The organism is Pseudomonas sp. AL10, from assembly GCF_029960685.1.
Taxonomy (GTDB): Bacteria; Pseudomonadota; Gammaproteobacteria; order Pseudomonadales; family Pseudomonadaceae; genus Aquipseudomonas; species Aquipseudomonas lactis.
This window is the reverse complement of sequence record NZ_JASBQZ010000005.1, coordinates 69,435-82,378: the sequence shown is the minus strand read 5'-3', so window position 1 is coordinate 82,378 and position 12,944 is coordinate 69,435. Positions and strand designations below refer to the sequence as shown.

Annotated in this window: 9 protein-coding genes and 1 pseudogene; 6 read left to right on the top strand and 4 right to left on the bottom strand. The window is 54.4% G+C overall.

Translation table 11 applies throughout. The features are described from left to right. Window positions 1–122 precede the first annotated feature (122 nt). The 3 genes from QK296_RS07900 to QK296_RS07890 form a co-directional block, all read right to left on the bottom strand. On the bottom strand, window positions 123–734 hold the full coding sequence (locus tag QK296_RS07900; protein ID WP_169900176.1) for a 3'-5' exonuclease: 612 nt from the start codon (window positions 732–734) through the stop codon (window positions 123–125). A 25-nt stretch (window positions 735–759) separates the two neighbouring features. Continuing rightward, a complete protein-coding gene (locus QK296_RS07895; RefSeq protein ID WP_003194396.1) occupies window positions 760–1,236 on the bottom strand; it encodes an NYN domain-containing protein in 477 nt (158 codons plus the stop codon). A 119-nt stretch (window positions 1,237–1,355) separates the two neighbouring features. After that, entirely contained in the window at window positions 1,356–2,069 is a 714-nt protein-coding gene (locus tag QK296_RS07890) for a DUF2076 domain-containing protein (RefSeq protein WP_094775483.1), read from the bottom strand. A 181-nt stretch (window positions 2,070–2,250) separates the two neighbouring features. Between QK296_RS07890 and QK296_RS07885 the strand changes: the two genes are divergently transcribed. Both QK296_RS07885 and QK296_RS07880 read left to right on the top strand, forming a co-directional pair. Beyond that, entirely contained in the window at window positions 2,251–2,910 is a 660-nt protein-coding gene (locus QK296_RS07885; protein WP_034133780.1) for a YciC family protein, read from the top strand. Window positions 2,911–2,951: 41 nt separating this feature from the next. After that, the gene (locus QK296_RS07880) at window positions 2,952–4,040 is read left to right on the top strand and encodes an endonuclease/exonuclease/phosphatase family protein (RefSeq protein ID WP_282390781.1); all 1,089 of its coding nucleotides are present in this window, start codon (window positions 2,952–2,954) and stop codon (window positions 4,038–4,040) included. Window positions 4,041–4,162: 122 nt separating this feature from the next. Here QK296_RS07880 and hrpB read toward each other — a convergent pair. Then, window positions 4,163–6,289, bottom strand: a pseudogene (gene hrpB, locus QK296_RS07875) (ATP-dependent helicase HrpB); the annotation flags it as partial. Window positions 6,290–6,659: 370 nt separating this feature from the next. Between hrpB and QK296_RS07870 the strand changes: the two are divergent. From QK296_RS07870 to QK296_RS07855, 4 genes are read left to right on the top strand one after another with little or no spacing between them, the layout of a single operon-like run. After that, window positions 6,660–8,660 carry a hypothetical protein gene (locus QK296_RS07870; protein WP_156356817.1) on the top strand — a complete coding sequence of 667 codons (2,001 nt, stop codon included), beginning with the start codon at window positions 6,660–6,662 and terminating at the stop codon, window positions 8,658–8,660. Next, complete coding sequence (locus QK296_RS07865) at window positions 8,644–10,725, top strand: integrase (protein ID WP_282390780.1); 2,082 nt, start codon at window positions 8,644–8,646, stop codon at window positions 10,723–10,725. The genes QK296_RS07870 and QK296_RS07865 overlap by 17 nt, the downstream gene beginning before the upstream one ends. After that, window positions 10,722–11,324, top strand: a complete 603-nt coding sequence (locus tag QK296_RS07860) for a hypothetical protein (protein WP_282390779.1) — start codon at window positions 10,722–10,724, stop codon at window positions 11,322–11,324. The genes QK296_RS07865 and QK296_RS07860 overlap by 4 nt, the downstream gene beginning before the upstream one ends. Beyond that, window positions 11,324–12,748 (top strand): site-specific integrase, encoded by a 1,425-nt coding sequence (locus QK296_RS07855; RefSeq protein ID WP_282390778.1) that lies wholly within the window; start codon window positions 11,324–11,326, stop codon window positions 12,746–12,748. Before QK296_RS07860 ends, QK296_RS07855 begins: the two co-directional genes overlap by 1 nt. Window positions 12,749–12,944: the final 196 nt, after the last annotated feature.

Below are 12,944 nucleotides of genomic sequence, written 5' to 3'. Positions count from 1 at the left end.
TCGTTCCCACGCTCTGCGTGGGAATGCCGCCCTGGACGCTCTGCGTCCGCTCTTAAAGTCGTGACGCGGAGCGTCACCAGATGCATGCCCACGCAGAGCGTGGGGACGATCAGCGCCTGGCCTTAAAACCCGCAATGTTTCTTCAGGTGTTCATTGATCTTCGCCGCCGGCACTTTCTGCAAGGTGCACAACAGGTCATGGGACAGCTCGCGCAAGCCATGAGTCTGGCGCAGTTCCTGGGCCAGGTGCGCCGTGAGGTTGGCGGCCATTTCCGCATCCGCCAGCGCCCGGTGAGCCTGGCCGGTGTGGGGCAGTTTGGCGTAGGTGTTGAGGGTGCCGAGCTTGTGATTGGGCGCCGCCGGCATGAGGCGGCGGGCCAGCAGCAGGGAGCAGGCGAATTTCTGCAGGCGGGTGCGGCGGATCAGGCCGAGCTCAAAGTCCCAGAACTTCTGGTCGAACGCGGCGTTGTGCGCCATCAAGGGCGTGGTGCCGACGAACTCATTGACCTCGTTCATCACCCGCTCAGCCGGGGGCGCGCTGCGCAGCATGGCGTTGCTGATGCCGGTGAGTTGTTCGATAAACGCCGGTATGCGCACGCCAGCGTTCATCAGGCTCTGGTAGCGGTCCACGATTTGCCCGCGCTCAAGGATGACCACGCCAATCTCCGTGGCCCGGCAGTGGCTGCTGGGGGTGATGCCGGTGGTTTCAAAGTCGATGACCGCTATGCGTTCCAAACCTGTTCCTACTCCGTTCAACGATCTATTTGAGCAACAACGCGCCTTCGATCGGCACATAGTGGCTGGCGGCGCGTATCAATGAGTTGGCCGTCAGCCCCGGCACGCCGTAGGCCACGGCCCGCACGCCATGCTTGTGGATGATGCGCTCGAGCAGCATGTCGAAATCACCGTCACCGGAGGCCAGCACGACTTCGTCGACATGATCGGCGGCGTCCATGATGTCCAGGGTGATGCCCACGTCCCAGTCGCCCTTGGCCGAGCCATCGCTGCGCTGGATATACGGCTTGAGTTTTACCGTAAAGCCCAGGTTGCGCAGGATCTGCTGGAACTGCTGCTGCTTGCTGTCGCCGCGGTCGATGGCATAGGCGTACGCCTCGACAATCTGCCCGCGCGCGCTGATGTCAGCCCACAGGGCGGCGTAGTTGAAGTGGCAACCATAGGCCTGGCGCACGGTGTAGTAGAGGTTTTGCACATCGGCGAACACCGCAATTTTTTTCACCGCACTTCCTCATGGACAGCCAGGCGCCAGCGCCCGGAAAGGGCGCCAGTATGCCAGCCAAGGGAGTGTTTCCGGGAAAAAATCAGACCGGAGCGCCGTGGCGCCCCGGGCCTGGTGTGTCAGACGAAAGAATCGTCGTCGCCAAAGGATGAGGAATCGTCCGAAAAATCGCTGTCGGCATTGTTGCCGCCCCAGCTGTCATTACCGGCGAACTGCTGGTCATCGTTACCCCAGTTGCCTTGATCGCTGGCAGGTGCTGGTTGTTCGATGATCTCTTCCACCACCTGTGGCTGCTGGTTGTGATGGAACAGGCTGCTGATCCCTTCAGCCAGCAACACACCACCGGCCACACCGGCGGCGGTCTTCATGGCGCCACCGAGAAAGCCACTGCCGGCGGGCGCGGCGACCGGTGCTTGCGGCGGTTGGTAGTTCTGCTGCGGCGCTGGCTGGCCAAAAGCGGGCCGCGCCGGTTCACGCCAGCCGCCACCTGAGTTGCTCGGAGCAGGCTGTGGCTCACGGGAGCCGCCGCCAAAGATGCTCGACAGGAAGCCACCACCGCTGGCCGGCGCAGGTTGCGTGGCCTTGGCCCGTTGCAGCTCGTCCTGCAATTGCTGGATCTGCTGGGCCTGTTGCTTGTTCTGCGCGTCGAGGCTCTGCAGCGCATGTTCCTGCACCAGAATCGACTGGGTCATGTAGTAGCCGACGGCGGGTTGGCGAGCCATATGCTCCTTGATCCGCGCTTCGGCCTGGGCGTCGCGGGGGGCTGAGTCCGTTTCGGCTTGCTGCAACCGTGAAAACAGTCCATCGATCAGGGTTTGCTCTTCGCTGTTCATGGCGACCTCGTAGATTGCCGATAAAAAATTCTCGTCCCGCCTGTGATCAGGCCAGGGGCGTTTCAGTTATGGGGATGTTACGAGTTGTTTCAATGGTCTTTACTCAAGGTTTACGTTTGCGCCCCTTTGAGCCTGATCGGTTAAAGTGTCGCCCTCTGCTTCCAGGCCTGTGATGACCCTGATGAATCCGTTAGACGTTTTGCGCGACTCTTTCCGTTTTACCCAGCGCAACCTGGGCGCCATCGTCCAGCTGTGCCTGCCCTTGGTGATCCTCGAAGCCTTGCTGCAACAGGTGCTGGACCACACGCTGGGCCCGGATGCGTTTCCCGGCTACAGCGTGGTCGTGGGTTTGTTGGTGTACCCGCTGTACACCGGCGCCTTGATCCTGTTTCTCGACGCCCGCACCCGGGGCGAGTCGCCGCGCACCAAGGATGTGTGGGCCATGGCCTTGAGCCTGTGGCCGCGTTTTGCCCTGCTGACGGCCATGAGCACCTTGCTGATTTTGCTGGGGCTGTCGCTGTATTTCCTGCCGGGCTTGTGGCTGATGGTGGTGTTGGCGTTTGCCGAATACCTGCTGGTATTGCGCGGCATGCCGGCGTTGGCGGCGATGAAAGAAAGCCTGCGCCTGACCCGTGGGCATTTCTGGCGCATCCTGGTGTGCCTGCTGTGCGTGATGACGCCGTTGTGGCTGCTCAAGGGCGCCAGCGTAGCGGCGTACCCTGAGCCGGCGCCGTTGCTGGGGCTGCTGATGGACAGCGCCCACAGCTTCCTGCAACTGTTTACCAGCGTGGTGTTGTTCCGTTTATTCATGCTGATCGGTGGCGACGCCGACGTGCGGTGATATGCTCCGTGGCTCTTCTGACACGCATATAAGCCGAGCCGATGACCCGTTTATTGCGCATCACCCTGTTGAGCCTGTTGATCATCGCCGGCCTGCTGGCCGCGCTGATCTACAGCCTGACCTGGCGCCCTGCCGACAAAGAGACCCTGCCCGTCAGCTGCGTGGCACCCCGCGCGCCGACGCTGTTGCCGGGGCAGGCGCTCAAGGTCATGACCTGGAATGTGCAATACCTGGCCGGCAAGAACTACGTGTTCTGGTACGACACCCCGGACGGCAGCGGCCCGGACGATCGCCCCACCGTCGAAGACATGGCGTTCAGCCTCGACGAAGTGGCGCGGGTGATTCGCGACGAACAGCCTGACGTCCTGCTGTTGCAGGAAGTCGACGAAGGCGCCAAGCCTTCCCACTATCAGGACCAGCTCGCGCTGTTGCAGGAGCGTCTGGTGGACCTCTACCCGTGCAGCGCCCAGGCCTTCGACTGGAAAGCCGACTTTGTGCCCAGCCTGCACATCTTCGGTAGCGTGGGGCGCAAGCTCGCTACGCTCAGCCGCTACCAGATCGAACACGCCGAGCGCCTGCAACTGCCGGCCGCCGAAGCCAACTTCATCAGTCGGCAGTTCCAGCCTAAACCTGCGTTGCTGCTGACTTACCTGCCCTTGAGCGATGGCGGCCAACTGGCGGTGCTCAATACACGCCTGGACGGCGGCGCACCTGGCCGCTCGGCCGCGCAACAACAGGTGCAAGCCACAGCCAAACTGCTGGATAAATTCGAAGGCCGGGGCACGCCCTGGTTGATCGGCGGGGATTTCAACCTGCTGCCACTGGGCCAATACCTGCGCCTGGACGCAGCTAAGCGCGGGCAGTATTCGCCGGACAGCGAGTTGCACCTGCTGTGGGACAAGTACCCGATGATCCCGCGCAATAGCGAATCCAGCGGGATTGATCGTGAGAAATGGCTGACGCACTTCCCCAATGACCCGAGCCTGGACAGGCCGGATCGCACCTTGGATTACCTGTTCTACAGCCCGCGCATCAAGCGGGTGGAGGCGAAGGTGAGGCAGGAGGACACGTTGCGCATTTCCAACCATCTACCGGTTATCGCCCGCTACCTGCTGCCTGCCGCGCAATAACCCACATCATTATTCTTTTGTGGGAGCTGGCTTGCCTGCGATGCCGCCGATGCGGTCTTTCAGTGACACCGCAGCGATGCGATCGCAGGCAAGCCAGCTCCCACATTTGAACTGCATCGCGCTTACTTACGCGGCTTGATTCGGGCTGTCGCTTCGGCCACCAACGGGTCATCCGGCCAGTAATGCTTGGGGTACCGCCCCTTGAGATCCTTCTTCACCTCGGCGTAGGTACTGCGCCAGAAGTTCGCCAGGTCCTGCGTGACCTGCACCGGCCGACGCGCCGGGGACAGCAAGTGCAACTTCACGGCCAGGCGCCCGCCGGCGATACGCGGGGTGTCTGCCAGCCCAAACAATTCCTGCAAGCGCACCGCCAGGATCGGCGGCTGTTCGCTGTAGTCCAGGCGCACTGAGGAGCCCGACGGCACTTTCACATGCTGCGGCGCGAGCTCTTCCAGGCGTTGGGGCAAAGGCCAGGGCAGCAGGTTGTGCAGGTAGCTGGAGATATCCAGGTTGGCAAAATGGCTGAGGCGCGAGACCTTGCCCAGGTAAGGCATCAGCCAATGCTCCAGGCTGGCGAGCAGGGCCTTGTCGCTGAGGTCGGGCCACTCGCTGGTTTTGCCCGCATCCAGCTGGCGCAGCAACATCACACGGGCTTGCCATTGGCGCAGTTCCGGGGTCCAGGGCAGCAGTTCCAGGCCTTTGCGGCGCACCAGGTTGACCAGCGCCTGGCTGCGGGCGGATTCGTCGAGGCCGGTCAGCGGTTCGCGGCTGAGTACCAGTTCGCCGACTTTGCGCTGGCGCTCGGCACGCAACACGCCTTCACGCTCGTCCCAGTCGAGTTGGTCGACGTTGCGCACTTGCTCGGCCAGCACTGTGTCGAACAGCGCCGGGTCAAAATCCGCCGCCAGGTAGATGCGCTCTTCACGCTGGCCCTGGCGGCTGCCCAGGTCGGCGATCACCAGCCAGGGTTGTTTCATCAGGCTGTCGGCTTCGGCAAACAGCGCCGCTCGGCCATTGGCCAGGCGGTATTCAGCGCCACCGGGGCGGCGTTGCTGGGCGACGCGGTCCGGGTAGGCCAGTGCCAGCAAGGCGCCGAGCCAGCGCGGGTGGTCGGGGTTGTCCACCGGCTGGGTCGCCTTGCCGCGCAGGTAGCCACGGTATTGCCGGGCCAGTTGCTTGGCGCGCTGCACGCCACCTTGGGTACCTCGCGCACGCTCTTCACCAGACATCAGCGCCAGGCGGCTGTGTAAATCGGCACCGCCGCCGCGCAGGATATCGCGCTCGCCCAACAGAGCCGCGACGTCACAGGCCGTGGCGGCCAGCCCCAAGTCCTGGCCACGCAATAACAGATGGGCAATACGCGGGTGAGCGGGCAACTCGGCCATCTTCTGGCCATGGGCGGTGAGGTTTTCTTCGCTCAATGCGCCGAGGCGTTGCAACAGATCCTGAGCCTGGGCATACGCGGCAGTCGGTGGTACGTCCAGCCACACCAACTGGTTGGGCGTCACGCCCCAACGGGCCAGTTGCAAGGCCAGCCCCGCCAGGTCGGCGGCGAGGATTTCCGCGCTGCCATAAGCGGCCAGACCGTCGTGCTGGTCTTCGGACCACAATCGGTAACACACCCCCGGCTCCAACCGCCCTGCCCGGCCGGCGCGTTGGGTGGCGCTGGCGCGGGAGATGCGCTGGGTGTCGAGGCGGGTCATGCCGCTGCCGGGGTCGAAACGCGGCACCCGCGCCAGCCCGGCGTCGATCACCACGCGTACGCCGTTGATGGTCAGGCTGGTCTCGGCGATGTTGGTGGCCAGCACCACTTTGCGCTTGCCGGCCGGCGCCGGGTCGATGGCGGCGCGCTGGGCGTTGAGGTCCAGCTCGCCATGCAGGGGGCACAGCAGCACGTCAGGGCGATCACCCAAGGCCTCGGCCAGTTGCTGGTTGACCCGGCGAATCTCCGCCTGCCCCGGCAAAAACACCAGCACGCTGCCGGTTTCGTCATGCAGGGCTTCGAGGATGGTCTGCACCACGCGCGGCTCGATAAACTCCCCGGCCTGGTACGGCCGGCCCCAGCGCATCTGCACCGGGAACATGCGCCCCTCACTGCGCAGGATCGGCGCGTCATCCAGCAGGCCGGCCAGGCGTTCGCCTTCAAGGGTGGCGGACATCAGCAGGATTTTCAGCGGCTGCTCGTCGCGAAACAACTCGCGACCGTTAAGGCTCAGGGCCAGCGCCAGATCGGCGTCGAGGCTGCGCTCAAAAATTTGAACTATTGCACATTCATGTAAAAATCATCTCAGCCCCTCTAAAATGCCGGTTTCAGGCCAAAACAAAGAGTATTACCTGTTGACAACCATCAAGAACACGAACTCCTTGGCCTCTTATCCATTTCGTGTCCTTGCACCAGAGGTCGTAAGCCTCATGGAGGCGACAGCTCGGACGCTATCAAAGTCGTTCATAGTTGCACTGAGACTATTCGAGTGCTACTGCGACCTTCTCGGCGTTCAAGTCAGCTACGTGGGTCTGTCGAGTCCCAGCTACACAGGTTTAGTCAGAGGCTTCCTTGGCGCCCTCAAGTCCACATCCTTTGTAGGGAATGAGTGGGCGGCGCGAAGAGCCAAGATCCGTATGTTCACTGCTATGCACAACGCAATGCGGGCCTCTGTTCCGGCATTGGAGCATATAGGTTACGACGATGAGAGCTGGGCGGAGAACGACCGAGCTTGGGAGCAAACTCGAGGTAAATTCAATGCAGAGAGACTCCGATACTGGAATGGTTGGAGGATCGAATCATCTAAAGAAACAGAGCATTTCCTAGATTTCCCCTGCCTTTGGGAAAGTCATGGAAAGGAGTTTACTGAAGACTTCTATCAGCACTGGGAAATGTTCTACAGAAAGCAAGCACGCCCTAGCTATACAGACCTGAACAAAATGGCACGCTTTCTTTCCGCAAATGCCAAAGACTGGCCAGCTGCTACCTTCCAACATCCTCAGAAAATCAATGAATTCTTCCTTGCTTTTATGAAGGATTTTTTCATTACTGCTTACAATGATAAAAAAGACATGAACTCCCAGATCCTTACATGGGGCCAGCTAATCTCAAACTGCGAGGCTCTATTTATTGATACAGGTGTATGGGCGACTCCCTATCGAGGTCATCTACCGAAGCCAAAGTCGAGAACTACTTTTGGCGCTGGAACTCACAAAACAATACGAGATAACGGCGTTATAATCCATGAAAAGCTTATTACGCCGGTTCCGCTGTTTTTGACCGATGAAGAAGCAATTGAATTACTCTTTAAACGTATTGACACTGACATATCGATTACGACCAACTGGGCTGTAGTTCAAACTAGCGCTCTCATTAAAGCTGCGCAAAGCCGAAAGGAAATGGCAAAGCTTGGCACACCATTAGAAGGAGGGTCATCCCTAAAGAGCATAGCAGAAATAGGATATGCAAATATCTGTGCTACGTTCGAAAGAGATGGATTCCGAACTGGGAAGGCTTATCTTGATGCAAGATTTGGAGGCGGAAACCGAGCGGAAACTGCCGAAATCCTGGGCCTACCTACCAGTGAAAAACTATACCCATATCAGATCCTATTGGTCACGGAACACCCTGAGATAACTGGAAGTTTCTTAGAGAAACTTATTCTCTGTGATGACAATGGGGATTACATCGGATTCGTAAAAACCGAAACTGGTGCTAATTTAGTAGGCTACAAGGATCGGCGGGGGAAAAAACTTAGCGAACAGGTTATCAGTCTCAACTCGCTATCTCAAAGGTGGGTGGAAGAAATTATCGAGATTACTGAGCCTTTGCGTAATTTCCTACGCGAGCAGGGTAATCCTGCTTGGAAGGAGCTGTTCCTAACTTGCGGAGGTGCATTCTCAAAACCTTCAAGCGCTAGGTTTCCTCGCTGGAACCGATCCAAGCTAGCAGGATCAGATAGCCTGCTCGCAGGTCTTCAATCTCAATTCGCGCCCTATGAGCATTTGATGGGATGTGGAATTCAAGACTACCTTGAGCGTGTTTCGCTGGCTTCTCTGCGAGCATCTTGCGGCGTTGCTGTGTATTTAAAAACAAAAGATGTAACTGAAATGGCCAAAGCCCTGGGGCACGCTCGTTATGACTCACTTCTACTAGGAAGATATTTGCCCGAAGCGCTGCTCGGGTTCTTTCAAACACGCTGGATCCGGATTTTCCAGCGCGGCTTCATATGTGAGGCTATGAAAAATAGTCCCTATCTTCTTGAGGCAACAAATTTTACCAATATGGATGAGCTACATTCATTTTTGAAAAACCATGCCCTCAAAGACATCCCTGCGTACCTTCAAACACCTGAGCAGGAAAATATAAAGCCCACTGTTGCCACCAAAGATCACATTTATATTTCGATTGATGTCGGCATCATGACTGCATTGCTCTCATTGGAACAGGCAGTAAACCAATCCCCTATGCCTAACAAAATTTCTGGGCGAGCTAAATACTGGGCACAAATTTCTAGCTTGATCACTTTCGATATCGAGCAGGGTAATGATGGTCTTCTAAAGGAGCATTTATCCACAGCGTTGGTACATCGCAATCCTGCCTACATGGAAAAGGTGATCTATGAATCTGCCGCCTGAACTCGACTTTCTTAAACCATTATTTTTGCACTCTGCGGAAAGACTGCTAAAAGCTGACTGGCTACTTAGCGACTTTTATGAGAACCAGTGGGAGTACAGTTTTGGATTCAAAAAATCTAAGCTGATTGACTGGAATGTCGAGCTTGAAGACGGAAGCCGGCTGACCGATCAAAAACATAACGATCTGTTACTTGGATTAAAATATTTTCTGACGGGTTCAGTTTCAGAGATAGTTACGACAAGCAAAATCAAAGCCGGACAAGCTCCATCAATTTTCGCCGCCACCCTTCACATCATCGACGCACTTCTCCTAAACTCAAAGCACTTCAAATTAGCCAAGTTTGGCCTGGGAGGTCTGGGACGGGATAATTTAAAGACCATCCTGACTGAAATAGCATCGAGCAGCAATGCGGCAGAAGCAGTTTATGGGTGGTCTAAGCGGTTGTCTCTTCATTGCCTTGAGCTACTTATTAAAGCAGATCCTGTCGCCATCCAAAAAATCATCACGGAATGGCCTGAAATTTCCGAGATTACGCCTAGCCAGCACGATAACAACACGCTCGAGATCCCCCTGGAGCTCATCCCTAAAGTAAGAGCAGCCCTTCACATCAATGGAGTCTATAGATTTTCCACTGAAAAGGGATATGTACCTAACTCAGCTACACTATCCAAAGTAATTTATGCAAACACCTTAAAGGGCTGTACTGCTGACAAGCCTATCTTAGAAATATTGACCATTCCTAGGAAAGATGATTTCAAGCGAGAATTCCCGCCAGTTCCTGTCACCACTGGCGGGAGCGAACTGATTGGCCAAAGCGCTCTTGCGGATTACAAAAAGGCTATTTACGGATTGGGCATCCTTCATGAGATCGGCCTGCCTGCACCTTCAGAGACTGACCTGATTCATATAAAAAATCTCTCAATAAAATTCCAGGAGTTAGGGCGGCACAGAACTCTACCTGCTTCCGTTGTATTTAGCGCGGTAAAAGACGCTATAGAATTCCATTTAAAGCATGGGCGCAATGTTATTGATGGATGGTGTCGAGTCGCTATCTACTGCCGAAAACAGGGAATCAGCCTTAGCAAACTAACAGACCCAGTTTTCAGAAAAATAATGTCTGAAGAACTTAAGCTTCTCGGAGTTGAGAACCTTGGGCTTTCGCGCAGGAGTGTGGATACTCCCTATACACAAAATACCCGAGGTGAAAATACAGAATACTTTAGGCGCTTGCGTTGTAACCGGGGATTGATTGAGCTTGTCAAAATATACACTGGCTGTGTTCAATTGGTCGTTGGCGCACTTATGGGGCGCCGCGTTGGAGAGCTCCGAGACCTGCATGCGTCTAACTGCCTGGATACCAGCTTTCAATGGCTTATCTTTCAAAACAGGAAAAGCACTTATCGGCTCTTTGGGACACGTCAAACAGAAGCACGTCCAATAGAACCCATCGCGGTAAACATGATCAAGAACTTGATCAGGATGCAAAAGATACTCAAGCGCCTTGGGTTCATCCAAGAAATGCAAGAACTATTTTGCAGCCCCTCGATCCATGGTGATGTCACCTTATCTCAATTATCGACTTATACCTACAATCAAAACCTCGATCTGTTTTGCGACTACTTTGAAACCTTGAATAATGAGCAGGGCCAACGCTATTATATTCGACAGCATCAACTCCGTCGTTTCTTCGCATTGCTATTTTTTCACTCCAGCAGTTTCGGCGGGCTGGAAACTTTACAATGGATGCTCGGGCATGTAGACGCCACACACATATGGAACTACATCACAGAGACTGTTGATGGGGTTACTCTGAAAGGTGCCAAAGTTCAATATATTGCGGAAGACATCCATAATGGACATGCGGAAAACTACCAGAACTTAGCCGATCTTTTAAAAGCCAAGTATCAAACTTATGATTTCACTGTCGTTGATGCTGAGGAGCTGGAAGACTATTTGGCAGACCTTATGGAGAAAGGCACAATTGAAATTGAGCCCGATTTTTTTGAAGGCCCGCACGGTCAAAAATTTCGCTTAGTGGTAAAGATCAAGGAAATTCAGCCATGAGCAAGATGGACACACGTATTCAACGTAATACTGAGGCATTCAATACGCTGGTTGAGTGCCTCCTGCGGATCCATAGAAATCCGGACGCTTTTAAGAGTGATAAGGCTCTTATACCAGCGCTTAAGAACCAAAGCTCAACTGCCGCTATGAGAATTAGCTTTGAAATCGAAGGTTCAATCAAAACCACTGTACCGGTGAGTCTTAATACCCTGAAGACCTATGCTGAAAAAATTTTACCCACAGGGTTTAATGGCCTCAACAGACTAAGGCAAGCTGCCTTGGAAGCACTTGAACTCGCCGAACGCAAAGCTCAGCGCTCCAATAAGCGAACTAAAGTAGGCTTATCCATGAGGGTCGAGGAGCTCGAATCCAAACTCGCCATGCACCAAAGAACCAATTTTGTTCTGTTACAGGCCCTCGGGCGCGCACTGGATGATATCAAGAGCGTACGAGATGCTCCTAACGCTGGGCTACGAGCGCATCGGGCAAGCGAATCGATAAGGGCCTTGGCGGCCATAACCTCATTGAATGCACCGCCCTTTAATAGCCTACCTACCCCAAGCGAAAACCCGGTGGTTAAACTTGAGGATTATAGGTAATGAGTAAAGATACCTCATGCCAGCTAACCTATCTCTTAGATGGCCTAACCTTATATTCACACATGGCATTGGACAAGTTAGAAACCTATCAATTTGACAACATTCCATTTATTACATGGCCTAATGGATCTCCTTGCTTACCGGCCAACCAATACATCCTTTCATTATTGGAGCGAGCAGGTCGCGGAGGAAATCTTGGTTTATCCTCAAGAGGATCCAAAGGTGGTTCACTAGGAGAGTATGCCTCGAAAATTTCGCAACTAATCCGTTTTTGCTTCCATTCAAAAACAGACTTCATTCAGCTAACCGATTCTAGTTTCACACAATTCATTGACTCTTTAAGGAAAGAAACCTCACCAATATATCCTGCATCCAAGAAGAGGACTGAACCGACCATTCTAGCAATTGGACGTAGATGCTTAAACTTCCTCGAGTTCGTAGGTCGCATGAACAACAATCCGGAATTCGTATCTACTGGTGGAACAATACGCATCACGCATGAATCCTTTACAATACAATACCGTAACGGTCGTAATATTAAGAGAAGCTATGTGCATCACCACTCTCTCAGCCTTGGTGGTAGAACTCGCTCTGTCTTCCCCATAACCGATGAAAACATCAGACGTCTCAGCAATGCAGTAGACTCGGCAAAATCCTCGCGATTTATTAAACAAAGAAGAAAGGTCATGCTTCAACTACTCGAGCATACAGGAGCAAGAAGGGGCGAAATTTCACGCATTAAGGTTCAAGACATCATAAATGCATTAGAGATGACCGATCCAATGTTGCGGCTAGAAACCTGGAAACAGGGCGATGGAAGAATACGGTACATTCCTGTCCACAAAATGCTTCTTAACGACATTAAGAAGTTCATTGACATGCAGCGACGGCAGGTTTTCAAGAAGCTAAAGGGTGTACACGATGAGGGATTTCTTCTCATCGGTGAAACTACCGGACAAGGGCTGGTACCCGATACGATCACTTCAGAGATTTCAACCCTTAAGATAGTCGCAGGAATTAAGGAAAAAATTTCACCTCATATGTTTAGACATGCCTTCATCACGAAACGATTCGTGATGTTGATAAAAGAGCACGAGATCCAGAATTCCGACCAGTTCAGGCAGGCTCTGCTTGATGTCCGTAGCTTTATTGCCGAGGTTATGATGTGGACTGGGCACAAATCCCCCGAATCGGTGGAACATTACATCCATATGGCGTTCAAGGAAATCGCTGGGTATGCAAAAACTGTTTCCTCAGTCCTTCTGACTACTGCCATGGAGCTTTTCGACCGCAAGCAACGAGAACTATTGACCAGATTGAAAGTGGATCTGACAATCGAGGAGTACGAAGCAGAGTTGCTGGAACTGCAGCGTTTGAGGGACGAAGATTTTGAGATAGCCAGGAAGCGTGCTCCAGTCGCCTGATGTCTATGCGCCAAGCCATCACGGTAGATGAGTACATCTGTCGGCGTGCTCGGTGGCCACAAACTGGTAACCGCAATTGAGCAAACCTCGAAGCGCAAACTGAACATGCCAACTCCCTGCTTTTTGACCAACTTCCTATAGCCACATAGAAACTCACTCAAGCGCTAGCACGGCTCATTTGCATCAGGGACGCGCC